Genomic DNA, 22,080 nt, shown 5'->3' with positions numbered 1-22,080 from the left:
ACCTTGACGCTGGCGTCAAGGCCAGCGTCGGCACCGGCCCCTCCGGGCGGGCCGTCCGTGCCGGGCGCCGCCCGTACCGGGTGCCGTCAGTGCTGGGTGTTGTAGAAGCCGATCAGCACCGCGCCCCACCATGCGGTCTGCGAGACCAGCGCCGACGCCGCGCCCCGGACCAGCAGCCCGGCCGGCGGGCGGTGCTCCCCGTACGCCGTGAGCCGCCGGTGCAGGGTGCCGGCGTACACGCCGTTCAGGGCGATCACCAGGACCAGGACCAGTTTGAGCTGCGTCAGCCCGGCGTCCAGGTGCGGCTCCAGCAGCACGCCGGAGAGCGTCAGCCCGAGCAGCCCGCCCCAGACCGGCAGGTGCAGCGGGGCCGTGAAGTCCACCACCTCGCGCAGAGGACGGCGGCCCAGCGCCCAGAGCAGCCCGTAGTAGTCGATCGCCAGCACCGCGCCGAACCCCACCACCAGCGCGGCCAGGTGGCCGAAGAGCGCCACGGTGTGCAGGGCCGGGCCGGTGTGCAGGTGCCCGGCGGTCCAGGCACTGGCCGCCCAGAGCAGGCAGACGGCGGCCGCGGCTCCGACGGCGCGCGGTCCGTGCCGCGCGTCGTCCGGCGCGTCCGCGGCTCCCCCCGGGGCCGGGACGGTCGGGTGGTACTCGGACATGACGGCTCCGGGGTCGAGGGGAGGATGGCGCGAAAGCAAGGGTAGGTTTCCCTAACTTTCATGGAACCGTCAACTTTCGGCCAGTCATCGTGATGATTCGGCCACGGAGCGCCCGATCCCCGCCACCGTGCCCCGTTACCCGCCGTCCGGGCCGACCCGGCAGGATGGCCCCATGGATCTTGGACTGCAGAACAAGGTGTACCTGGTCACCGGCGCGACCCGGGGCCTGGGCCTGGCCACCGCCCGCGAACTCGCCGCCGACGGCGCCCGGGTGCTGGTCAGCGGCCGCCGTCAGGAGAGCGTCGACGCGGCCGTCGCCGAGCTCGCCGCCCTCGGCGGCGGGCCGCGGGCGGTGCACGGACTGGCGGCCGACAACGCCGACCCGGCGACCGCCGAACGGCTGGTCGCGGCGGCCGTCGAGCGCTTCGGCCGGCTGGACGGCGTGCTGATCAGCGTCGGCGGCCCGCAGGCCGGCCCGGTCGCCACCGCCCCCGAGGAGGCCTGGCGGGACGCCTTCGACTCGGTCTTCCTCGGCGCCCTGCGGATCGCCCGCGCCGCCGCCGCGACGCTCGGCGAGGGCGGGGTGATCGGCTTCGTGCTCTCCGGCTCGGTCCGCCAGCCCATCGCGGGCCTCGGCATCTCCAACGGCCTGCGCCCGGGCCTGGCGATGGCCGCCAAGTCGCTCGCCGACGAACTCGGCCCGCGCGGCATCCGGGTGGTCGGTCTGCTGCCGGCCCGGATCGACACCGACCGGGTGCGCGAACTCGACGCCCTCGGCGGCGACGCCGAGGCCGCCCGGGCCCGGCACAGCGCCGACATCCCGCTCGGCCGCTACGGCACCCCCGAGGAGTTCGGCAAGGTCGCGGCCTTCCTGCTCTCCCCCGCCGCCTCCTACCTCACCGGGGTCATGATCCCGGTCGACGGCGGCGCGCTGCGCGGGCTCTGAGCGCCACCGGGCGGCGTCGGGGCGTCAGGCTCAGACCACGCGCGGCCGCTTGCCGCGGCGGCGGCGCCGCCCGGTGACCTCCGGCCGGGCCGCGACCACCCGGATCCGCAGGTCGGCGGGCAGGTCCGGCAGGCCCAGGCTGGTCCGCGCCCCGGCGCGCGGGCCGGTCTCGAAGTGCTCGGCGAGCGCGGCCGGGTCGCCGCCCGGGGTCATCCGGACGGCCGCCCGCAACCGCGGGTGCCGCGACCCGCGGACCAGCCGGACACCCACCCGTTCGACCTCCGGCAGCGCGACCGCGCCGGTCTCCACCGCCTCCTCCAGCGCCCTGGTGCGCAACCGCAGCCGCAGCCCCGGCGCACCCGGCGTCGGCAGCACGACGGTGGTCGGACCGCTGCGGCGCAGCTGGGCCACCAGCCACCAGGCGGTGCCCGCGACCACCACGACCAGCCCGGCGATCACCGCGGGCCACCACCAGGACTCGCCCGCCCAGCGGGAGCGCGAGCGCGCGCTCAGCACCGGCTGGTCGGGCGAGGTGAGCGGCCACCGGGACGGCGGGTCGACGCCGAGACGGCTGTAGAGGTCGAGCCCGCCGGCCAGCACCAGCACCCCGGCCGCCAGCAGCACCAGCCCGACCACCCCCAGCAGCAGCCGGTTGACCGTGCCCCGGCTCACTCGGTGCCTCCGCCCGCCGTGCTCCCGGCGTCCCGCCTGGCGTCCGGCCCGACGTCCTGCTCGGTGTCCTGCTCGGTGTCCTGCTCGGTGTCCTCGACCGGCTTCGATCGGCGTCGACGGCCCGCCGTCCGCACGTCCAGGCGCAGCGGCCGGGCCAGGGTGACCGCCGCCAGTTCCTCGCGCAGCCGGCGCTGCACCGAGGCCGGGTCGGCCGGGCCGGCGAGGGCGATCCGCACCCGGCGCCGGTTGACCCGCACCCGCAGGTGCTCGACGCCCGGCAGCCCGGCCGCCCGGTCGGCCAGCAGGGCGGCCACCCCGGAGCGGTCGATGGCCGCGGCGGTGCTCCCGTGCGGGCGCAGCGGCAGCCAGCGGCCGAGGCCGGGCGCGAGGGCCAGCCAGAGCAGCCAGCCGCCGATCAGCACGCCCGCGCCGGCGCCGATCAGCACGGCCGGGTCGTCCAGGTGCCGGGTGGCCAGCTCGTCCGCCAGGTCCGCCCGCCACTGCCGCGCCGAGTGCCCCGTCCGCACCGCGATCACGTCGTACAGCAGCGCCCCGGCCACCACCAGCAGCACCGTCGCCACCACGGCCGCCGCCCCGGTACGCGGCACCCTCGGCCGCCGCACCTTCACCGAAGCGGCCTCCGCCCCCGGCTCCTCCACACCCGCCGTCTTCGCCCGCCCCCTCACCGCGCGCCCTCCGCGGCCGGCCGCCCGGGCGCTGCGCCGGCGACTTGCGGTGGGGCGGTCACCGGGGGGTCTCCGGGACCAGGTGTTCGATCACCACGACGACCTCGGCCACCCGGGTGCCGGTCAGGGCGCGGGTGTCGCGGGTGACGCGGTCGCGGACGGTGCGGGCGAGGGCCGCGAGGTCGGCCGGGAAGGGGAGGTCGACGGAGACGCGGACGGTGACGGGGGCGCTCGGGGTCGCGGGGCCGGTGACCGAGACCTTCGGCGGGCCGCCGCGCGCGGTGCGGTCGTGCCAGGCGTCGGCGAGCGCCTCGCGGGCGGCGCGGGCGGCGATCCTGGCGTAGACGCGGTCGGCTATCCGCAGCCGGCCGCGCGCGCCGGGCTCCCGGTGGGCGGGTACCGGGACGAGGGCCGCCATCAGCGGCGCCGGTCGCGGTTGCGCAACAGGTCCCCGAGCTCGCCGGGGTCGATGTCGCCCTCCAGCAGGCGGCCGACCACGAATCCGGCCGCCCCGAGGACGGCCACCAGCAGGAACGCCGCGAAGCCGCCGAAGTATCCGGCGAAGCCGAGCGCCATTCCCACCACCAGGCCGACGATGGCCAGGTTCATCCGTTCCACCTCGTCTTCCGCCGCCGACTGCGTCAGGGGCTACTTCAGCTTGGGCCGCTGCCCGGAGGAGGGTGCTTCCTCTTCCTCCTCCTCGACGTCGGGCTCGTCGGGCAGGTGGACGTCGTTGACGGCGATGTTGACCTCGACGACTTCCAGCCCGGTCATCCGCTCGACCGCGTCGATGATGTTCTCCCGCACCTGGCGGGCGAGTTCGGGGATGACGACGCCGTACTCGACGACCAGCGCGATGTCGATGGCGGTCTGCTTCTCCCCCACCTCGGCCTTGATGCCGCGCCCGACACTGCTGCGCCCGCCGGGGACCCGGTCCCGCATCGCGCCGAAGGTGCGGGCGAGGCCGGAGCCGAGGGCGTGGATGCCGCTGACCTCGCGCGCGGCCATCCCGGCGATCTTCTCGACCACGCCGACGGCCAGCGCGGTGCGGCCGCGCTCGCCGACCGCGGCGTGGGCGGCCTCCGAGCTCGCCGGCGAGGCGGCGGCGGGCGCGGGGGTACCGTGCGGGGCGTTCTTGTGCAGGGTGGCGGGCGTCGGAGTGTCAGGCATGGCTCATCTCCCGTCGTGCGGCTCCAGCTATATCGCAAATCGCTCCAACTCTGGCATTTCGCCACGAATCCCGCCCCCGGAGCAACCGGAAGGCCCGAACGCCGGAAGGCCCGGCCCGGTGGGTGCGTCCCACGGGGCCGGGCCTTCCGGCGCGGTTGCGGTCGGTCAGTCGCCGATGCCGGCGAGGTCGCGCAGCCGGCGGGCCTGCGCCGCCCGTTCGGCCGAGCGCTGCTCGTCGTAGCCGCGGCCGGCCGCGCCCTGGAGCAGGGCCTTGGTCTCGACGACCGCGTTGCGCGGGGCGGCGAGCAGGGCGGCGGCGAGGTCGCGGGCGGCGGCGTCCAGTTCGGCGGCCGGGACGGCGAGGTTCGCCAGGCCGATCGCGGTGGCCTCCGCCGCACCGACCCAGCGGCCGGTGGCGCAGATCTCCAGTGCCCGGGCGTAGCCGACCAGTTCGGTCAGCGGCTTGGTGCCGGCGAGGTCGGGGACGAGGCCCAGCGAGGTCTCCTTCATGGAGAACTGGACGTCCTCGGCGACCACCCGCAGGTCGCAGCCGAGGGCGAGCTGGAAGCCGGCGCCGACGGCGTGGCCCTGGACGGCCGCGACGGTGACCAGGTCGGGGCGGCGCCACCAGGTGAAGGCCTCCTGGTAGCCGGCGATGGTCTCGTCGAGCTCCTTGTCGCCGGCGGCGGCCAGCTGGAGGAAGCTGGGCTCGCCGGGGATGCCCTCGGGGGTGAACATCGCGCGGTCGAGGCCGGCGGAGAAGGAGACGCCCTCGGCGCGGAGCAGCACCACCCGGACGGTTCCGGGCAGCTCGCGGCCGACGGCGGTGAGGGCGCGCCACAGGGCGGGCGACTGGGCGTTGCGCCGCTTGGGCTGACAGAGGGTGACGACGGCGAGTTCACCGTCGATCTCCAGGCGGACGCCGTCCCGCTCCCGGTGCGGGCTCTGCGGATCGGTGGCGGGCGCGGTCATGCGGGGACCTCCGGTGGCGAGGGTGCTTGGCTACCGGAGAGTAACAAAACTGGCGGCGCGACGGCAGGGGGCGGTCGACGGGCGGCTCCCGACGACGGGCGGCCCGGCCGGCGCGCGGCCGTGACATGACGATCGGCGGCCGGTTCGCTCGGGCCGGGGGCGGACGATCAACGGTCGTCTCCCCGGTCGGCGCCCTGCCGCCGAGTCATTCGTCCGATGGATTGACGAAGCGTCAGGAACCAGCTCCAGCAGGAGCTTTGTTCTTGCCCCGCGTGGCACCGCCGCGGCCCCGGAGAATCACCCCGGACTCGCTCAGCATGCGGTGCACGAAGCCGTAGGAGCGACCGGTCTCCTCCGCGAGGGCGCGAATGCTCGCCCCGGAGTCGTACTTCCTCTTGAGATCGGCCGCGAGCTTCTCACGCGCGGCACCGGTCACCCGGCTGCCCTTTTTCAGAGTCTCGGCCACCCGTGCCTCCTCGTAGCGTTGCTCGGTCAGATTCCCATGATCACCCATCCACCGCGTCCTGGCCACCCATTCGACAAGGTCCATGTCCGCAACGGGCGGTCCTGCGGTGGTGATCCGAGCGCACAAGGGCGCTCACGCTGAGTGCACGCCCCCGGGGGCGTGCCGCCGTTCGATGCGAAAGGGCTGATCAGCAGCGTGGTCCCGATCACGATCGAGTGGCGGTCCGACGGAAGCTCCTCAAACGGAATGCAGGACCCCTTCATTCCCGGACACGCCGAAAGGACTAGTTTTTCTGGCCCAAAAAGGGGAGAAATGTCGACGCCCGACCGGGCGGGAACACGAAGGCCCGGTCGTCCGTACGGACGACCGGGCCCCGGGAATGCACGATCAGGCCAGCGTGACCAGGTCGGCGTAGGCCGGGCTCCAGAGGTCCTCCACGCCGTCCGGCAGCAGGATGATCCGCTCCGGCTGGAGCGCGTCGACCGCGCCCTCGTCGTGGGTGACCAGCACGACCGCGCCGGAGAACTCGCGCAGCGCGCCGAGGATCTCCTCGCGGCTGGCCGGGTCCAGGTTGTTGGTCGGCTCGTCCAGCAGCAGCACGTTGGCGCTGGAGACCACCAGGGTGGCCAGCGCGAGCCGGGTCTTCTCGCCGCCGGAGAGCACCCCGGCCGGCTTGTCCACGTCGTCCCCGGAGAACAGGAAGGAGCCGAGGATCTTGCGGACCGCGACCAGGTCCATGTCCGGCGCGGCCGAGCGCATGTTCTCCAGGACCGTGCGCTCCGCGTCCAGGGTCTCGTGCTCCTGGGCGTAGTAGCCGATCTTCAGACCGTGGCCCGGGATCACCTCACCGGTGTCCGGCTGCTCGACCCCGGCCAGCATCCGCAGCAGGGTGGTCTTGCCGGCGCCGTTGAGCCCGAGGATGACGACCCGCGAGCCCCGGTCGATGGCCAGGCCGACGTCGGTGAAGATCTCCAGCGAGCCGTAGGACTTGGAGAGCCCGCTGGCCGTCATCGGGGTCTTGCCGCACGGGGCCGGGTCCGGGAACCGCAGCTTGGCGACCCTGTCGTTGGCGCGGACCGTCTCCAGCCCGGACAGCAGCTTCTCGGCCCGGCGGGCCATGTTCTGCGCGGCCACCGTCTTGGTCGCCTTGGCGCGCATCTTGTCGGCCTGCGCGTTCAGCGTGGCGGCCTTCTTCTCGGCGTTGGCCCGCTCGCGCTTGCGGCGCTTCTCGTCGTCCTCGCGCTGCTGCTGGTACTGCTTCCAGCCCATGTTGTAGACATCGATGGCGGAGCGGTTGGCGTCCAGGTAGAAGACCTTGTTGACGACCGTCTCGACCAGGTCGACGTCGTGCGAGATGACGATGAAGCCGCCCTTGTAGGTCTTCAGGAAGTCCCGCAGCCAGACGATCGAGTCGGCGTCGAGGTGGTTGGTCGGCTCGTCGAGCAGCAGCACGTCGGAGTCGGAGAACAGGATCCGGGCCAGCTCGACGCGGCGGCGCTGACCACCGGACAGGGTGTGCAGCTCCTGGTTGAGGATGCGGTCCGGCAGGCCCAGCGCGGCGGCGATGGTGGCGGCCTCGGCCTCGGCGGCGTACCCGCCCTTGGTGAGGAACTCGGTCTCCAGGCGCGCGTACTTCTTCATCGCGTTCTCACGGGTGGCGCCCTTGCCGTTCGCCATCCGCTCCTCGTTCTCGCGCATCTTGCGCAGCACGCTGTCCAGCCCGCGGGCGGAGAGGATGCGGTCCTTGGCGAGGACGTCGAGGTCGCCGGTGCGCGGGTCCTGCGGCAGGTAGCCGACCTCACCGGAGCGGGTCACCGTGCCCGCGGCCGGGATGCCCTCGCCGGCCAGCACCTTGGTGAGCGTGGTCTTGCCGGCGCCGTTGCGCCCGACCAGGCCGATCCGGTCGCCGGGGGCGACCTTGAAGCTCGCGGACTCGATCAGGATCCGGGCACCGGCACGCAGTTCGAGACCGTTGGCGGAAATCATGGCTGGGGACTACTCCTGGGACGTGGGCGGGCGACCGGACGGGGTTCGGGCCGAGGCGGGAAAGGGCGTCGTCGACGGGGACCGGCGGACCGCACGGGGCGGCACCGCTCGCCTGTCAATGCCCGGAGAGAACAGCCATGGCGGCAAGTCTACCGGGCCGCGCGGGCGGCCCCGGAGAATCACCCGCCCGGAGCACTACGGCTGCTGCGCCCCGCCCTCGCCGCAGCCGCCGGCCGGGCGGACGGCGGCGAACGGCTCGGCCGGGCTGCCGCAGGCCGCCTCGGGCGCCGCCGCCCAGGTGTCGAAGACCCGCGGGGCGACGATCGGCCCGTCCGAGATCAGCACCCGGCGCCCGTCCAGCGCCTTCATCGCGACACCGGGCCCGGCGTTCAGCTGCCACCCGCTGCTGTCCAGCCGGTAGCCGGAGATCCCGCCGGAGACCGGCTGCCCGCTGCTGTTGGCGCAGCTGCGCGGCACCAGCACCGCGTGGTCGGTGGCCACCGTGCGCACCGGGTCGTAGACGCAGCTGCCCGGCGGCTTGGAGTTGTAGCGCAGATCACCGTCGGCGTCGCGGAACCCCATCGTCAGCTCCGGCGTGACCACCGCCACCCAGGGCGTGGACTGCCCGACGGTGCGCAGCGAGGCCGCGGCCCGCTCGGTGGCCAGCTGCTTGCGCTGCTCCTCGGTGCGCTTGTCGGCGCCCGGCTCGCCCGCCCCGCGCAGCCAGTCGGCCAGGCCGGGCACCGCGCGGTGCCAGCGCACCTGCTGGTCGCCGGGCCGCACCGAGGTGACCAGGCCGTCGTCCCAGACGACCACGGCGTTCTCCCCCGCCATCGCCAGGTAGAGCGCCGTGGCGCCCTCCCGGTGGTAGGACCAGGCGTGCTCGCCGGTGGCCCGGTGGTACGCCTCCAGGCCCGGCCCCACCCGCAGGTCGAGGGCGGCCGCGTCCAGCGAGGCCGTGGGGTCCGCGCTCGCGTCCGCGGTGCCCTTCGCGGCCACCCGGTCGCCGAACGGGACCGGCTTGTTGGCGTGCGCGGCGGCGCCCGCCACAAGGACCAGCAGGACCGCCAGGGCAGGGAGGATCGATCGGGGGCTGAGGGCACGCGACTTCCAGGACACGGGCGGAGCGTACCTTTCGGCGCCTGCGCGAGTCAGCCGGACTTTCCCGTACGGCTGAACGGCCGAACCCCGCCGGCCGGTTCCCGGAGCCCCGCGCGGGCCCGCCCGGCGACCTGCGCCGTCGGGCCCCGGAACGGCCCCGCGGGCCCCGGGACGGGGCTCGGCGGTAGGGCGCCCCGGGCCGCGAGGACCGTTACCGAGGTGATACACGGCACACGCGGACGACGTTCGAATATCGCCCACTTTAGGGTGACATTCGGCTTTCCTCGCCCGGTCGCCCCTACTGTCGGCAAGGGTGCTGCCACGCTGCGTGGCCCTCCCCGCTCCGCCCAGCCCTGCTCCGCCCTGCCCGTGGCACCGTCCGGGGGCGCCGTCCGAGGAGACACCATGCGATTCGGCCGTCTGGCGCTGGCCGCCGCCACCCTGCTGCTGCTCACCACCGCCAGCGTGCCCGCCGGGACACCGCTGAGCCAGACCGAGCGGCACTCGCTGTCCTCCGACGCGATCGCGCCGCGCGGCACCGCCCCCCGCCCGCCGGTCCAGCGCCAGGCGCACGAGCCGCCGTTCGGGGCCTTCGTCGGCTCCTGGGACAACTACATCCCGCAGATCGGCCGGTACGCCCAGTGGCTGGGCGACGCCAACCTCCAGGTCGGCCACACCTATCTGGCGGGCAACGGCTGGGCGGACATCGAGGGCGAGCCGATGGTGCTCGCCATGTGGTCGCAGTGGCGGCTGGCCGACCCGTCCCGGATGCTCGTGCTCGGCGTGCCGATGCTGGTGCCGAGCGAGGCGAACGTGCCGGACGGCGAGGTGGCCCGGCTGCTCGGCCAGGGCGCCCGCGGCGACTTCGACCGGCACTTCCTCAAGCTGGCCCGCCGGCTGGTCGCGCTCGGCGGCGCGGACACCGTGCTCACCCTCGGCTGGGAGATGAACGGCGTCACCTACACCCACCGCTGCAAGCCCGACCCGGCCGCCTGGAAGACCTACTGGCGGCGGATCGTCACGGTGATGCGCTCGGTGCCCGGGCAGCGGTTCCGCTTCGACTTCGCGCCCAACCGGGGCCTCGACGCGATCCCGTGGACCAAGTGCTACCCGGGCGACGACGTGGTCGACATCATCGGCATGGACAACTACGACCAGCCGGCCGGCGGCACCTTCGACGACTACGTGCGCGAGCCGTACGGGTTGCAGGACCAGGTCGAGTTCGCGGCCAAGCGCGGCAAGCAGGTCTCGTACCCGGAGTGGGGGCTGTTCCGCAACGGCGACAACCCGGAGTTCGTGCAGCGGATGGTGGAGTGGATCCGCACCCACGACACCGCGTACCAGACCGTCACCGACTACTGTCCGCACGGCTTCTGGCAGTGCGACCGCAACCCGCGCTCCAGCAGCCGGTTCCGGCAGCTGATGACCGGCTCCCCGGGGGCCCCGGAGGCCGCCGTGCCGGCGCCGCCCGCCGCTCCGGCGCCGTCGGCCGCCCCGAGCGCCGTTCCGACGGCGCCGCCGGTCCCCGGTCTCCCGGCGGGGCCGGCGGTCCCCGCACCGCCGGCCCCGCCCACGGCCCCGACCGCCCCCGTCCCGCCGACCGCACCGGCGCCGCCCGCCGGGCCGCGCTAGGCGGGCGGGCGGTCAGCTGCGCCGGCGGGCGGCCAGCGCCTCCTTGAGCCTCGGCGCGCGGGTGTCGAGCAGGCGCACCGCCGCCCCCCGGGCGCGCACCGCGCCGCTCCGGGCGGCGGCCGCCGGGGCCGGCCCGCGCGGGCCGAACAGCAGCCGCTGGTTGGGCAGCTGGTCCGGGCGCCAGCGCTGCTTGTACGGCTCCTGGCCGCGCAGCAGGCTTATCACCGGGATCCCGGCACCCAGCGTCTCGTCCAGCGCGGCGCCGAACAGCAGGCCCGCGATGTCCAGCCGCTCCCGCAGCGCCGGGTGCGCGCCGTACAGGTAGAGGCCGCTGAAGGAGGGGCAGAGCAGCACCAGGTCGACCGCCACCAGCTCGCCGTCCAGCCAGAACTGGTGGACGGCCGCGCGGCCGGTGGCGACCAGCCCGGCGGTGGACTCGGCGAGGTGCCGGGCGAACCGCTCGCTGCGGTGCTCGGGGGTGACGCCGCGGTCCTGCCACTGCAGGAAGTGCAGCCGCAGCAGCCCGTCCAGCGCCTGCGGCACCTCCTCCGGGCCGGTCGTCCGCACCTCCACGCCCGATTGGGCGATCTTGCGCAGCTTGACCCGGCTGCGCTGGGCGGTCCTGCCGGGCACCCGCTGGAGCAGTTGCTCCATCGGGGCGGCCGGCAGGTACTGGCAGAGCGAGTCGGTGAACCGGCGGCGCCGGCCGCGCCACTGCTCGAAGACCCGCTGGACGGCGGCCTCCGGGCGGACCTCGCGCAGCTCCAGGCTGTGCCAGGGGCGGGTGAGCGGGAGGGCGGCGGCGAACTCGGCGGCGGCGCGGTCGGCGCAGTCGTCGTCGAGCAGGACGTCGGTGAAGTCGATCAGCCCGGCGCCGAGGCCGGTCAGGCCGCCGAGCGGGCCGCCGCGCCGCCGGAAGGCGCCCGCGCCGACCAGCCGGCCCTCCCGGCGCACCAGCAGCACCAGCAGGGCGCCGGGGGTGCCGTACTGGCGCCACCAGGAGCGCTGCCAGGCGGCGGCCTGGAAGAAGGTGGCCGTCCGGCAGCGGGCGACCAGGTCGTCCCACTCCTCGGCCAGGGTGTCGAGGGCGTCGTCCTCCCGGCGCAGCTCGGTGGTCCAGCGGGGGGCGCGGGCCTGGGCGGGGAGGCCGGCCGCGGGGGCGACGGCCTCGGTGCTCATCGTCCGCTCCCGGCGGCCGCCCCGGCCCCGACGGGCTCGAACCCGGCGGGCTCCGGTGCGAGGGACTCCGGTGCGAGGGGCTCCGACGCGAGGGCCTCGGCCCCGGCGGCGGCCGGCTCGGCGGCGCGCGGACGCGGGGCGGTCGCGGCGGGCGGCTCCCCGTCGACGGCCCCGGCGGGCCCGGCGGCCCCTTCGGGCCCGGTGTTCCGGCGGCGGGTCATCATCACCAGCGCGCCGATCAGCACCCCGGCCGCGCCGCCGACCGCGACGTCCAGCCGGCCGGAGGGCGTGGTCGGCTTCTCCGGCTCCGCGGCGGCGGCCAGCGGAACCAGCCGCACCCCGGTCTCCTTGGTGCTGGTGTTGGCGAAGGCGACCAGCGAGCGGGACACCGCGTCGGCCGCCCGGACGGCCTCCCGCGGCCGGGGGCCGGTACCGGTGATCTCGATCATCGGCGCGTCCGGCGAGGTGGTGCCGTGCACCAGGGCCGTCAGCTCGGCCAGGCCCTGCCCGGTCTCGGCGGCGGCCGCCGCGAGCACCTGCGGCTGTCCGGCCAGCCGCCCGTACGCCTGGGCGAAGTTGACCGCGGTGGCCGTCTCGCCCTGGGTCTCGGGCACCACGATCACATAGGAGTTGGCGGCGTACGAGGGGTGGGCGACGACGGCGTACCCGGCTCCGGCGACGGCACCCAGCGGCACCGCGAGGACCACCGGCCACCAGCGGCCGACCAGCCGGCGGACAGTACTGCGCGGTTCGGTCATGGAGGACTCCTTGGCTGTGCGGGCCGCCCGGCCGGGGGCCCGGCGGCGGTGCTGCCGGCTCAAGCCCGGGCCAGCCGGTCGTAGAGCGCGCCGAGGTCGGCGGCCACCCGGACGATGTCGTAGTGGCCGACGGCGGCGGGCCGGGGCAGCGGGTCGGTGGTGGGGTCGTCGAGGTCGCGCGGGTCGAGCAGCTCGCGCAGCGCGGCCGTGTAGGCGGCGGCCTCGGAGGGGATCCGGCGGGCCCGCGGGGCGGCGCCGGGCGGCAGTTCGTCCAGCGCCGGGCAGGAGCTGTGGCGCACCGGCAGGCCGGCCGCGAGCCCCTCCAGCACGCCGAGGCCGAAGGTCTCCTCGGTGGACGGCGCGGCGAGCACGTCCAGGGCGGTGAGCAGGTCGGGCACGTCGTCGCGCTCACCGGTGAGCACCAGGCGGTCGCGGACGCCTAGGCCGGCGGCCAGCCGCTCCAGGGCGGACCGCTCGGGGCCCTCGCCGACCAGCACCAGGCGGGCCGAGGCGTCCAGCCCGGCCAGCGCCTCCAGCAGGACGTGGAAGCGCTTGCCCGGGACCAGCCGGCCGATCCCGCCGACCACCCGGCTCCCGGGCGGCAGGCCGAGTCCGGCGCGCACCCGGGCACGGGTGGCGGCCCGCTCGGCGGGCGGGCGGCGGTAGCGGGCGGCGTCGATGCCGTTCGGGATCAGCTCGACCCGGGCCGGCGGCACGCCCCAGGCGTGCAGGGTCCGGGCGACCTGCCGGGACACCGCGACCGTGGTGGTGCCCAGGCGTTCGGCCGCCAGGTAGAGGCCCTTGACGCCGCGGGTGACCGGGCGGCCCTCGATCACCCCGGGGTGCAGCGAGTGCTCGGTGGCGACCACCGCCCGCACCCCGGCCAGCCGGGCGGCGGTCCGGCCGTACAGCCCGGCCCGGTAGAGGTGGGTGTGCACCAGGTCGTAGCGCCCGGCCCGGACCCGGCGGGCCAGCCGGGGCAGCGCGGCGACGTCCCGGTTGCCGCGCATGCCGAGGTGGTGGACGGTGACGCCCTCGGCGCGCAGCCCGGCGGCCACCGCGCCGGGGTTGGTCAGCGCCAGCACCTCGCAGTGCTGGTGGGCCGGCAGATGCCGGAGCAGCAGCTGGAGCTGGCGCTCCGCCCCGCCGGAGGCCAGCCCGGTGACGATGTGCAGGATCCTCACGACGGAACCCTTCGGGCGCGGTTCCTGCGCGCGGCGAGGCGCTGGCGGCGGAGTTCGGCGACGGTGTCCCGCAGGCGGTGGCGGCCGCGCTTGGCGCGCAGGCGCCAGGCGCCGTCGCGGTCGCCGACGTAGCAGCGCGGCAGCGCGTAGCGGCCGGTCAGCGGGGAGTGCGCGATCGCGACGGCGTAGTCGTAGCCGGCGTCCCGGACGGCCTGGGTGGCGGCCAGGTCGACCGCGCCGTACGGGTAGCAGAAGCCGGTGACCGGGCCGCCGACCACCTCCTCCAGGACCCGCCGGCTCTCCCGGGTCTGCGCGGCGAGCACCTCGGCGGGCAGGCCGGTCAGCGCCTGGTGGCCGAGGCCGTGCGAGCCGATCTCCCAGCCCGCGGCGGCGAGGTCGGTGACCTCCTGGACGGTGAGCAGGGTCTTCCGGGGGCCCTCGGTGTCCCAGTCGTTGGCGCGGCCGAGCAGGTCGGCGACCACGTACGCGGTGGCGGTGAAGCCGTAGGCCTGGAGGATCGGCACGGCGTACCGGGCGAAGTCGGCGTAGCCGTCGTCGAAGGTGAGGCCGACCAGCTTGTCGGCCCGCCCGGCCGCGCGGGCCCGCATCAGCTCCCGCACCGAGACCCCGCGCCGCCCGCGCCGGTGCAGCCAGGCGATCTGCTCGGCGAACCGCTCGGGGCTGACCGTCAGCTGGTACGGGTCCTCCTTCTCGACGGCCACCGAGTGGTACATCAGGATCCACGGCGAGGTGGTCTCGGCGACCGGCGCCTCGGGGAGCGGACGTCGGCTCCTGGGCAGCTGCGCCGCGGGTCTGCGGACGCCGGAGGGCGGTGCACCGGTCCGTGGCGCGTCGGTGCGCGGCAGGTCGGCGCGCCGGCCGCCGGTGTCCGGGGCGGCGGGGCGGCGTGCGCCCGACGGAACCGACCGGACTGATCCCCGTTCAGCATCCATGGGGAGGCTTCCCTTCATCGGCGACAGGAGACGGGCCGGGGACCGGTCCCAGGACCCGGAGGGCGGCGCGGACCGGGCCGCGCACCTCGCGAGCGCCGAGGCCGGTGCCCAGGACGGCGAAGGCCAGCGCGACGGTGAGACCGCCGAGCGCGGTGGAGAGCAGGGGGTCGGCGGCGAGGCCGGCGACGGGCGTGCCGAGCGCGGCGGCGCCGGCGGCGGTGGCCAGCAGCCGGGCGTGGCCGCCGAGGACGCGCCGCAGCCGCAGCGGGATGCCGCGCAGGACCAGGCCGTGCAGCAGCAGGGCCGCGGTGGCGGTGATGCCGGCCGCGTTGCCCGCGGCCAGGCCGAGAGCGCCGAACCGGGGGGTGGCGAGCAGGCCGACGGTGACGGTGACGACCAGGCCGAACGCCATGGCGGCGGCCGGGTACCAGTCGAGCAGCCGGCGGCCGCCGTCCTCGGGGCTGGGGTCGCCGGCCCGGCGGACCACCGGGCGCAGCGAGAAGTAGGGGCGGATCATCACGCCGATCAGTGCCTGGGCGAGCAGTCCGAAGCTGTAGACCCGGATGACGGCGGCGGTGGCGGCGGTGTCCCGGGGGCCGAAGGCGCCGCGTTCGAAGAGCAGCGCGACCACCGAGGGGGCGCAGGCCATCAGGAAGGCGGTGCCGAGCAGGACGACGGCGGCCGCCTGCCCGAGGTCCTTCTCCACCCGGTCGCGGGCTGCGGTGACGTCCCCGGCGGCGAGCGCCCGGGCGACCAGCGGGAAGGTGACGGTGCAGATCAGGATCCCGGCCGTCATGGCGAGTTGGGAGACCTTGGCCGCGTAGTTGAGGTGCGAGATGGTGCCGGGCGGCAGCGCCGACCCGAGGAACCGCTCGATGAACACCTGGGCCTGGCGGGTCAGGGTGAACACGCCGACCGGCAGCAGGGCGAGCGGGATCAGCACCAGGGCGTTGGAGGAGCGGCGGGCCCCGCCGCGGCGGCCGCTGCCGGACCGCAGCCGGCGCAGGAAGGGGCCGACCAGCAGGCCGGCCATCAGCAGGCTGCCGAAGGCCACGCCGATCGCGGCGGCGCGCACCCCCCACAGGGCGTGGCAGGTGAGCAGCACGCCGAGGATGCCGAGGTTGTAGGCGACGTAGATGCCGGCCGGGGCGGTGAACCGGTGGTGGGCGCGCAGCGCGGCGGCGAGGTAGCCGGCCACCCCGAACGGCAGCACGGTGATCGCGGTGATCCGGGTGCAGGTGACGGCGAGCCCGGGGTCGGCCAGGCCGGGGGCGAGCAGGCCGACGAGCCGGGGGGCGCCGAGCGCGGCGCCCAGCGAGAGGGTGGAGAGGGCGAGCAGCAGCCAGGGCAGGGTGGCGCGGACCAGCTGGCGGACCGGGTCGGGGCCGTCGGGGCGCTCCTCGCGGAGCACCAGGGCGAGCGCGAAGGCGGGCACCATGAGGAAGGACATGGCGTCCTCGATGAGCAGCGGTGCGGCGGTCTCGGGGACGGTCCAGGCGACCAGGAAGGCGTCGGTGCCCTGGTTGGCGCCGAAGTAGCGGGCGAGCAGGAGGTCGCGGAGCAGGCCGAGGGCGGAGCCGGCGGCGCTGAGGACGGCGGTGACGCCGAAGGCCCTGGCGAGGAAGCCGCGGCGCGGGCCGGAGCCGGCGGGTCCGGTGGCGGCGGGCGCCTGCCGGGGGGCCGGCAGCGCGGGGGAACCGAGGGTGGGAGGCCGGTCCGTGGTCATGCGCCGGCCTCGCGGGGGCGTCCGGCGTGGGCGGCGAGGCCGAGGACGACCGAGGTCAGCACGGTGGTGGCGCCGCCGATGTCGGCGTAGAGGAAGTCCACCAGGACCCAGGTGAGCAGGGCGAGGGCGGCGAGGCCGGGGCCGCGGGCGGCGCGCAGGCAGCCGATCAGCAGTCCGAGGAAGAGCGCCCCGTAGGCGGCGATGCCGACGAGGCCCTGCTCGCTGAGCACCAGGAGGTACATGTTGTGCGGGGAGAGCAGCGGTTCGCGCTGGAAGCCGATGGTGGCGTCGGCGGCGTCGCTGCCGGAGGAGAGCCGCAGCGGGGCGTGGCTGTCGCGCAGTTGCTGGAAGGCCTTGGGGCCGGCGCCGGAGACGGGGTGGTCCTGCCAGATCCGCCCGGCGGTGGCCCACAGGTCGTAGCGGTCGGAGACCGACTGGTCGGGGGCCTCGGAGACGGAGCCGATCGAGCTGAGCCGGGCGGTGACGCCGGAGCCGCCGAGGCCGAGGCCGCCGACCAGGACGACGGCGGCGGCCGTGCCGAGGACGGCGGAGCGGACGGCGAGCCGGGCGTCGGCGCGCAGCAGCAGGACGGTGGCGGCCGCGGTGGTGGCGATCCAGCTGCCGCGGCTGAAGGAGACGGCGAGCGGGAAGGCGAGGAAGGCGGCCGCCGCGAACAGGCTCCGCCGCAGCCGGGCACTGCTCCCGGCCCCCCGTTCGGCGAGGGCCAGGGCGAGTGCGGCGAGCAGGCCGTAGCTGACGACGGTGGACATCGCCATGATGTCGAGGGCGCCGAAGGTGCCGACGGCGCGGATCGGGCGGCCGGTGTAGGAGGCGCCGGTGCCGGTGAGGAACTGGTGGGCGCCGACCACGCCCTGGATCAGCGCGGCGATCACGAAGGAGCCGAGGACGAGCCGCTGGTCGGTGCGGTCGCGCAGGGCGCAGAGCACCGCGGCCGGGACGAGCACGAAGACCTGGGTGAGGCGGACGAAGCCGGTCAGGCTGGTCGCCGGGTCGATGGAGCCGACGGTGGCGACGGCGGCGGCGAGCACGATCGCGCCGAACCGGACGGCGTCGGTGCGGCCGATCGCCGGGGTGCGGCCGCGCAGCAGGTTCACGGCGGTGAGCGCGACCAGGGCGAGCGAGGCGAGGTCGGCGGCGGTGACGTGGACGGCGGCGGCGACGTCCTTCTCCCCGGTGGGGACGCAGACCAGCAGCACGGTGGCGGCGGCCGGCAGGCTGGGGCGTTCGTGGACGACGCCCCCCGCGCGCCGTAACAGCTCGGCGGGGCGCGGGGGTGCGGCGAGGGTCAGGGCCACGGCGTTGATCAGCTCCCGTCCGGGTGGAGCATGAGGGCCGCGGTGCGGCACAGGATCTTGACGTCCTGCCAGAGGCTCCAGCTCTCGATGTAGCGGTTGTCGAAGCGGGCCCGGTCCTCGATCGAGGTGTCCCCGCGCAGGCCGTTGACCTGGGCGAGGCCGGTGAGGCCGACCGGGACGCGGTGGCGGTCCGCGTACTCGGGGTAGGCCTGGCTGAACCGCATGACGAAGTAGGGGCGCTCGGGCCGCGGGCCGACCAGGCTCATGTCGCCGCGCAGCACGTTCCACAGCTGCGGGAGCTCGTCGAGGGAGCTGCGGCGCATCAGCCGGCCGACGGCGCCCATCCGGTGGTCCTGGGCGATGTTCCAGCGGGTGGCGGACTCGTGCTCGTTGCTCGGCCGCAGGGTGCGGAACTTGAGGACGGTGAAGACCCGGCCGTCGAGCCCGGTGCGCTGCTGGCGGAAGAGGACGCCGGGGCCGGTGTCGAAGCGGACGGCGAGCGCGCACAGGGCCAGGACGGGCGCGAGCAGCAGCAGGCCGATCGCGGCGGCGGTGACGTCCAGGGTGCGCTTGGCGGCCCAGCCGGGGCGGCGCGTCGCGGCGCGGCCGACCCGCAGGCAGGGGAAGCCCCAGAGGTGGTCGGCGCCGGCCAGCCGTCCGGCGGTGACCGAGCCGTACTCGCGCAGCGCGGGGACCAGCCAGACCTGGCAGCCGAGCCGGGCCGCGTCGCGCAGGGCGGCGGCGGTCTCGGCCTCGTCGGCGGCGCCGGCGGTGGCCACCACGTGGTGGACGCGGTGGCGGCGGATCTCGCGTTCCAGCACCTCGCGGCCGCCGAGCACGGGCAGGTCGGTGTCCCCGGCGAGCAGCGGCGGATCGGCGTCGAGGAAGCCGACCGGGCGCATCCCGTACTCGCGGCGCTCGGTGAGGGCGGCGGCGACCCGGCGGCCGAGCCGGCCGGCGCCGAGCACCAGGACGGGGCTGGGGCGGCTGCGGCGGATCCGGCGCACCAGGTGGTAGAGGACGGCGCGGCCGAGGACGGCGAGCACCAGCTGGGTGCCGAGCAGGAGGGTGAGCCGGGCCGGGGTGGCGGGGCCGGAGTCGGGCCAGCGGTCCTCCAGGCAGCCGGCCAGGCTGATGGCGAAGGCGGCGGCGACCAGGGCCCGCGCGGTGAGGGCGGGCAGTTCGTCGAGCACGGAGAGGGTGAGCCGGATCCGGTAGAGGCCTCCGGCCAGGTTGAGCAGGATCAGCAGGGGCAGCAGGGCGGCGACGCCGAGCAGCGGTGCGACCCGGACGGCCGGGTCGAGGACGCGGTTGGCGGTGCCGGTGGCGGTGCACAGGGCGAGCGCGTCGACGGCGACCAGGGCGACGGGCAGCGCGAGCCGGGAGCGGACCGGGCGACGGTGCCGACTGGCCGGCGGGGCGCTGCGGGCCTGGGCGGACCGCGGTGGGCGGTCGAGCAGCCCGGTGGCGGGGCGGCGCGGGCCCGACAGGGGCCGACCGGGGTGTGGCACGCTGTCGTGGTCAATGGTCATCGGCGGACGAACTCCCCTGCTGTGTGCCCGGGGTGACGGCGGCCCGGCACCGGTTGGCCCGGGGCGGCCGTCCCGGCCCGGTGAGCGCGGTCCTGACAGCACCTGCTACCACTGGCGGCTTTCGGCTTTCTCGCGATTTCCCGGCGTGAAATCGAAACGAAGCAGGCAAAATCAGACGTTACCGAAAACCGGCTAGAATGCTGGAAATTGACTTGCCGATTCATTCCAGCCGCCCATTAATAGGTATGTCCGATTTGGCCTCTCACCCACAACCGGTGGAGGGTGCGAATACGGCAGCGCCGTTGCGGCGGGGCATTCACGGCATGTGAAACGATCAGATCCGCTGCGGGACACGGGAGCGGCGCCGCCCGGGCGCCGGTCCGGCGCCCAGCAGGTCGCGGTAGAGCGCGTCGACCTGTTCGACCACCGATCGAACGTCATGGCGGGCCGCGGCGTGCTCGCGCAGCCGGGTGCCGCGCCGCTCGCACTCGATCGGATCGGACAGCGCTTCCGCCATTCGGGTGATGAGCGCGGACACGTCCTCGGCGGGCACCAGGGCACCGGCCCGCTCGGACGGCGGCAGGCACTCGCGGGCCCCGGGCACGTCGCTCAGCAGCACCGGCCGGCCGGAGGCCATCGCCTCCAGCGGGGCCAGCGCCATGCCCTCCCAGCGCGAGGGCAGCACCACCAGGTCGGCCGCCGCCAGCCAGGGGCGCGGGTCCGCGACGTCCCCGACCAGCCGGACCCGGGACGGCTCGGCGCCCTCCCGGACCATGGCGGCCAGCCGAGCCCCCTCCGGGCCGCCGCCGACCAGCGCCAGCCGGGCCCCCGGCACCCGGCGCCGCACCTCGGGCCAGGCGGTGAGCAGCACGTCCTGGCCCTTCTGGCGACAGAGCCGGCCCACGCAGACCGCGAGCGGGGCGGCCGGCTCCAGGCCGAGCGCGATCCGGGCGGCCCGGCGGTCGGCGGGCGCGTAGTGGCGCACGTCCACGCCGTTGGGCACCACCGCCCAGTCCGCGTGCAGGCCGGCCGCGACGCCGTCGGTCCGCTCCTGGACGGAGACGCAGAGCAGCCGGTGCGCCCAGCGGGTCGCGTACCGCTCCCAGCGCAGGGTGGCCGCGGCGACCGCGCCGTCCACGGCGGCGAAGGACCAGGCGTGCGGCTGGAAGACGGTCGGCACCGCGCCGCGCACGGCCAGCCGGCCCGCGAGTCCGGCCTTGGCGCTGTGCAGGTGGAGCACGTCGGGCCCGGCGGCCCGGACGATCCGGCGCAGCCGCCAGGCCTCGGCGGCGGTGGCGGGGCCGGGCGAGCGCCGGGCCGGCCACTCCTGGACCAGCGCGCCGGCCGCGGCGGCCTCCCGGGCGAGCCGGCCGCCGGGCGGACAGGCGACCAGCACCCGATGGCCGGCCTCGCGCTGGCCGCGGACCAGGTCGACCACGACGCGGGCCACGCCGCCGTCGACGGGCTGGGAAATGTGAAGGATCGTCATATGCACGGCGGCGAGCCTAGGGTGGCCGCACCGTGCCCGGCGGCCCTCGTCACCCGCAGGTGGCGGGGCGTCCACCCGTACGGCACGCCGCTCGCACGGGTGGACGAACTCGTCGAATTCCTGGACGAGTTGAGGGGGAGGTCCGGAGGACCGGAACCCACCGCGCCGCGCTGCGGCTCAGCGGACCTCGTCCGCCAGGTTCGCGAGCACCTGGTCGTGGATCCGGTTCAGGCCCTTGGGCGCGAAGGTGCGCTCGAAGAAGCCGCCGATGCCGGTCGCGCCCTGCCAGGTGGCCGTGACGGTGACCTTCGACCGGCCCTCGCCGGCCGCCGCGACGGTCCAGGTGATCACCATGCTGGAGTTGGCGTCCTTCTCCACCAGCTGGTCCGGGCGCGGGGCCGAGACGGTGAACAGGCAGTCCCGGATCCGCTTCTCGGTGGCCTGCAGCTTCCAGTGCACCTGGGTGCCGGCGCCGGTGCCGCCGACCCGGACCTCGTACTCGCTGTACTGCGCGGGCAGCAGCTTGGGGCGTGTCACCTGGTAGTCGGCCAGGGCCTCGTACACCCGCTCGGGGGCCGCCTCGTAGACCCGCTCGGTGGTGGCCTGCACCTGTCCCATGGTCGTGCTCTCCTCGTACGGTCGTCCGGCGCCGGGTGGTCGTCCGGGTGGTACCGGCAAGCCAATCACAGCGGACCGCGGACGGCGGGCGGCGCCCTCCCCGACGGCGCGGAGGTTAGGGTGGCGGATGTGCTCGAACAGGTGACAGCAGTGCGCTACGTCGACCCGCTGCGGGCCGGCGGTTCCGTCCCCGGCGTGGTGGAGACCGACGACCTGGGCACCTACGTGGTGAAGTTCACCGGGGCCGCCCAGGGGCGCAAGGCGCTGGTGGCGGAGGTGATCGTCGGCGAACTGGCGCGGCGGCTCGGCCTGCCGGTGCCCGAGCTGCGGCTGGTCGAGTTCGACCCGGCGGTCGCCGACGGCGAGCCGGACCCCGAGATCCAGGACATCCTGCGGGCCAGCCGCGGGCTCAACCTCGGCATGGACCTGCTGCCCGGCGCCCGCGACTTCCGGCCCGGCATGATCGAGGTCGACCCGGCCGAGGCCGGCCGGGTGGTCTGGCTGGACGCGCTCACCGGGAACGTCGACCGGACGGTGCACAACCCCAACCTCATGGTCTGGCACCGGAAGCTCTGGCTGATCGACAACGGCGCCGCACTGGTCTTCCACCACCGCTGGTCCGCCGCCGAGGCGTCCGTCGGCAAGCGCTACGACCTCAGCGCCCACGCCCTCGGCGGGTACCGGCCGGACGTCCGGCTGGCCGACGAGGAGCTCGGGCCGCTGGTCACCGTCGGGCTGCTGGAGGAGGTGCTGGCGCTGGTGCCGGACGCCTGGCTGGCCGACGAGCCGGGGTTCGACTCGGTCGCCGAGCTGCGCCGGGCCTATGTGAACCAGTTGGCGGCGCGGGCGGTGCTCTCCGCCGAGTGGCTGCCGGAGGGGTTCTCCACCCCCGAGCAGCTGCGCGAGGCGGAGCAGCGGCGGGCGGCGCGGACCAGGGCGGGGCGGCCGGCCTGGCTGCGGGAGGTGCCGGACCTGCACGGCAAGCCGTCGGTGGAGACGGTCTGGGAGCAGCACGTCGAGTGAGCCCGGGAC

At 75.7% G+C, this 22,080-nt stretch carries 22 protein-coding genes; 3 read left to right on the top strand and 19 right to left on the bottom strand.

Annotated elements, in window-relative coordinates; translation table 11 throughout:
• Nucleotides 1–86: 86 nt before the first annotated feature.
• Nucleotides 87–662, bottom strand: coding sequence for a hypothetical protein (locus tag ACFC0B_RS23305; RefSeq protein WP_376088864.1), 576 nt, complete (start codon nucleotides 660–662; stop codon nucleotides 87–89).
• A gap of 172 nt (nucleotides 663–834) precedes the next feature.
• Between ACFC0B_RS23305 and ACFC0B_RS23300 the strand changes: the two genes are divergently transcribed.
• Nucleotides 835–1,608, top strand: a complete 774-nt coding sequence (locus ACFC0B_RS23300) for an SDR family oxidoreductase (protein WP_376088861.1) — start codon at nucleotides 835–837, stop codon at nucleotides 1,606–1,608.
• Between the two features lie 30 nt (nucleotides 1,609–1,638).
• On the opposite strand, the gene ACFC0B_RS23295 is transcribed toward ACFC0B_RS23300, so the two are convergent.
• From ACFC0B_RS23295 to ACFC0B_RS23255, 9 genes are all read right to left on the bottom strand, one after another.
• A complete protein-coding gene (locus ACFC0B_RS23295) occupies nucleotides 1,639–2,280 on the bottom strand; it encodes an alkaline shock response membrane anchor protein AmaP (protein ID WP_376088858.1) in 642 nt (213 codons plus the stop codon).
• Nucleotides 2,277–2,888, bottom strand: coding sequence for a DUF6286 domain-containing protein (locus ACFC0B_RS23290; RefSeq protein WP_376088855.1), 612 nt, complete (start codon nucleotides 2,886–2,888; stop codon nucleotides 2,277–2,279). Before ACFC0B_RS23290 ends, ACFC0B_RS23295 begins: the two co-directional genes overlap by 4 nt.
• A gap of 136 nt (nucleotides 2,889–3,024) precedes the next feature.
• Complete coding sequence (locus ACFC0B_RS23285) at nucleotides 3,025–3,384, bottom strand: hypothetical protein (RefSeq protein ID WP_376088852.1); 360 nt, start codon at nucleotides 3,382–3,384, stop codon at nucleotides 3,025–3,027.
• On the bottom strand, nucleotides 3,384–3,575 hold the full coding sequence (locus ACFC0B_RS23280; RefSeq protein ID WP_376088849.1) for a hypothetical protein: 192 nt from the start codon (nucleotides 3,573–3,575) through the stop codon (nucleotides 3,384–3,386). Before ACFC0B_RS23280 ends, ACFC0B_RS23285 begins: the two co-directional genes overlap by 1 nt.
• Before the next feature lie 39 nt (nucleotides 3,576–3,614).
• Entirely contained in the window at nucleotides 3,615–4,136 is a 522-nt protein-coding gene (locus ACFC0B_RS23275; protein WP_376088846.1) for an Asp23/Gls24 family envelope stress response protein, read from the bottom strand.
• A gap of 165 nt (nucleotides 4,137–4,301) precedes the next feature.
• Nucleotides 4,302–5,108 (bottom strand): enoyl-CoA hydratase/isomerase family protein, encoded by an 807-nt coding sequence (locus ACFC0B_RS23270; protein ID WP_376088843.1) that lies wholly within the window; start codon nucleotides 5,106–5,108, stop codon nucleotides 4,302–4,304.
• A 232-nt stretch (nucleotides 5,109–5,340) separates the two neighbouring features.
• Nucleotides 5,341–5,574, bottom strand: coding sequence for a helix-turn-helix domain-containing protein (locus ACFC0B_RS23265; RefSeq protein ID WP_350548483.1), 234 nt, complete (start codon nucleotides 5,572–5,574; stop codon nucleotides 5,341–5,343).
• Between the two features lie 387 nt (nucleotides 5,575–5,961).
• Nucleotides 5,962–7,560, bottom strand: a complete 1,599-nt coding sequence (locus ACFC0B_RS23260; RefSeq protein WP_376088840.1) for an ABC-F family ATP-binding cassette domain-containing protein — start codon at nucleotides 7,558–7,560, stop codon at nucleotides 5,962–5,964.
• A gap of 195 nt (nucleotides 7,561–7,755) precedes the next feature.
• A complete protein-coding gene (locus ACFC0B_RS23255) occupies nucleotides 7,756–8,679 on the bottom strand; it encodes a hypothetical protein (protein WP_376088837.1) in 924 nt (307 codons plus the stop codon).
• Nucleotides 8,680–9,066: 387 nt separating this feature from the next.
• On the opposite strand from ACFC0B_RS23255, the gene ACFC0B_RS23250 reads away from it, so the two are divergent.
• A complete protein-coding gene (locus ACFC0B_RS23250) occupies nucleotides 9,067–10,293 on the top strand; it encodes a glycoside hydrolase family 26 protein (protein WP_376088834.1) in 1,227 nt (408 codons plus the stop codon).
• Nucleotides 10,294–10,305: 12 nt separating this feature from the next.
• Here the strand turns inward: ACFC0B_RS23250 and ACFC0B_RS23245 are convergent, their stop codons facing one another.
• The 9 genes from ACFC0B_RS23245 to ACFC0B_RS23205 all read right to left on the bottom strand — a co-directional run bounded on the left by ACFC0B_RS23245 (nucleotide 10,306) and on the right by ACFC0B_RS23205 (nucleotide 21,048).
• Nucleotides 10,306–11,472 (bottom strand): GNAT family N-acetyltransferase, encoded by a 1,167-nt coding sequence (locus ACFC0B_RS23245; protein ID WP_376088831.1) that lies wholly within the window; start codon nucleotides 11,470–11,472, stop codon nucleotides 10,306–10,308.
• Nucleotides 11,469–12,230, bottom strand: a complete 762-nt coding sequence (locus ACFC0B_RS23240) for a YveK family protein (RefSeq protein WP_376088828.1) — start codon at nucleotides 12,228–12,230, stop codon at nucleotides 11,469–11,471. Before ACFC0B_RS23240 ends, ACFC0B_RS23245 begins: the two co-directional genes overlap by 4 nt.
• Before the next feature lie 59 nt (nucleotides 12,231–12,289).
• The gene (locus ACFC0B_RS23235) at nucleotides 12,290–13,414 is read right to left on the bottom strand and encodes a glycosyltransferase (RefSeq protein ID WP_376088825.1); all 1,125 of its coding nucleotides are present in this window, start codon (nucleotides 13,412–13,414) and stop codon (nucleotides 12,290–12,292) included.
• On the bottom strand, nucleotides 13,411–14,367 hold the full coding sequence (locus ACFC0B_RS23230; RefSeq protein WP_376088822.1) for a polysaccharide deacetylase family protein: 957 nt from the start codon (nucleotides 14,365–14,367) through the stop codon (nucleotides 13,411–13,413). Before ACFC0B_RS23230 ends, ACFC0B_RS23235 begins: the two co-directional genes overlap by 4 nt.
• Nucleotides 14,357–16,093: a murein biosynthesis integral membrane protein MurJ gene (gene murJ / locus ACFC0B_RS23225; RefSeq protein WP_376088819.1), complete on the bottom strand. Its 1,737-nt coding sequence runs from the start codon at nucleotides 16,091–16,093 to the stop codon at nucleotides 14,357–14,359. The genes ACFC0B_RS23230 and murJ overlap by 11 nt, the downstream gene beginning before the upstream one ends.
• Complete coding sequence (locus tag ACFC0B_RS23220; RefSeq protein WP_376088816.1) at nucleotides 16,090–17,409, bottom strand: O-antigen ligase family protein; 1,320 nt, start codon at nucleotides 17,407–17,409, stop codon at nucleotides 16,090–16,092. Before ACFC0B_RS23220 ends, murJ begins: the two co-directional genes overlap by 4 nt.
• A gap of 8 nt (nucleotides 17,410–17,417) precedes the next feature.
• Nucleotides 17,418–18,941: an exopolysaccharide biosynthesis polyprenyl glycosylphosphotransferase gene (locus ACFC0B_RS23215; protein WP_376088813.1), complete on the bottom strand. Its 1,524-nt coding sequence runs from the start codon at nucleotides 18,939–18,941 to the stop codon at nucleotides 17,418–17,420.
• Nucleotides 18,942–19,275: 334 nt separating this feature from the next.
• Nucleotides 19,276–20,430, bottom strand: a complete 1,155-nt coding sequence (locus tag ACFC0B_RS23210) for a glycosyltransferase (protein WP_376088994.1) — start codon at nucleotides 20,428–20,430, stop codon at nucleotides 19,276–19,278.
• A 177-nt stretch (nucleotides 20,431–20,607) separates the two neighbouring features.
• Nucleotides 20,608–21,048, bottom strand: coding sequence for an SRPBCC family protein (locus tag ACFC0B_RS23205; RefSeq protein ID WP_376088810.1), 441 nt, complete (start codon nucleotides 21,046–21,048; stop codon nucleotides 20,608–20,610).
• 129 nt (nucleotides 21,049–21,177) lie between these two features.
• On the opposite strand from ACFC0B_RS23205, the gene ACFC0B_RS23200 reads away from it, so the two are divergent.
• Entirely contained in the window at nucleotides 21,178–22,071 is an 894-nt protein-coding gene (locus ACFC0B_RS23200) for a HipA family kinase (protein WP_376088807.1), read from the top strand.
• The last annotated feature ends 9 nt before the right edge of the window (nucleotides 22,072–22,080 follow it).

This window comes from Kitasatospora sp. NPDC056184 (assembly GCF_042268405.1).
Classification (GTDB): Bacteria; Actinomycetota; Actinomycetes; order Streptomycetales; family Streptomycetaceae; genus Kitasatospora.
This window is presented reverse-complemented; position numbering and strand designations above follow the sequence as displayed.

What these genes read in the sequence shown, in the direction of transcription:
- murJ (WP_376088819.1), bottom strand. Translation starts at nt 16,093, where the DNA reads ATGACCACGGACCGGCCTCCCACCCTCGGTTCCCCCGCGCTGCCGGCC.
- ACFC0B_RS23275 (WP_376088846.1), bottom strand. Translation starts at nt 4,136, where the DNA reads ATGCCTGACACTCCGACGCCCGCCACCCTGCACAAGAACGCCCCGCAC.
- ACFC0B_RS23300 (WP_376088861.1), top strand. Translation starts at nt 835, where the DNA reads ATGGATCTTGGACTGCAGAACAAGGTGTACCTGGTCACCGGCGCGACC.
- ACFC0B_RS23250 (WP_376088834.1), top strand. Translation starts at nt 9,067, where the DNA reads ATGCGATTCGGCCGTCTGGCGCTGGCCGCCGCCACCCTGCTGCTGCTC.
- ACFC0B_RS23280 (WP_376088849.1), bottom strand. Translation starts at nt 3,575, where the DNA reads ATGAACCTGGCCATCGTCGGCCTGGTGGTGGGAATGGCGCTCGGCTTC.
- ACFC0B_RS23240 (WP_376088828.1), bottom strand. Translation starts at nt 12,230, where the DNA reads ATGACCGAACCGCGCAGTACTGTCCGCCGGCTGGTCGGCCGCTGGTGG.
- ACFC0B_RS23305 (WP_376088864.1), bottom strand. Translation starts at nt 662, where the DNA reads ATGTCCGAGTACCACCCGACCGTCCCGGCCCCGGGGGGAGCCGCGGAC.
- ACFC0B_RS23270 (WP_376088843.1), bottom strand. Translation starts at nt 5,108, where the DNA reads ATGACCGCGCCCGCCACCGATCCGCAGAGCCCGCACCGGGAGCGGGAC.
- ACFC0B_RS23285 (WP_376088852.1), bottom strand. Translation starts at nt 3,384, where the DNA reads ATGGCGGCCCTCGTCCCGGTACCCGCCCACCGGGAGCCCGGCGCGCGC.
- ACFC0B_RS23260 (WP_376088840.1), bottom strand. Translation starts at nt 7,560, where the DNA reads ATGATTTCCGCCAACGGTCTCGAACTGCGTGCCGGTGCCCGGATCCTG.
- ACFC0B_RS23205 (WP_376088810.1), bottom strand. Translation starts at nt 21,048, where the DNA reads ATGGGACAGGTGCAGGCCACCACCGAGCGGGTCTACGAGGCGGCCCCC.
- ACFC0B_RS23215 (WP_376088813.1), bottom strand. Translation starts at nt 18,941, where the DNA reads ATGACCATTGACCACGACAGCGTGCCACACCCCGGTCGGCCCCTGTCG.
- ACFC0B_RS23230 (WP_376088822.1), bottom strand. Translation starts at nt 14,367, where the DNA reads ATGGATGCTGAACGGGGATCAGTCCGGTCGGTTCCGTCGGGCGCACGC.
- ACFC0B_RS23245 (WP_376088831.1), bottom strand. Translation starts at nt 11,472, where the DNA reads ATGAGCACCGAGGCCGTCGCCCCCGCGGCCGGCCTCCCCGCCCAGGCC.
- ACFC0B_RS23210 (WP_376088994.1), bottom strand. Translation starts at nt 20,430, where the DNA reads ATGACGATCCTTCACATTTCCCAGCCCGTCGACGGCGGCGTGGCCCGC.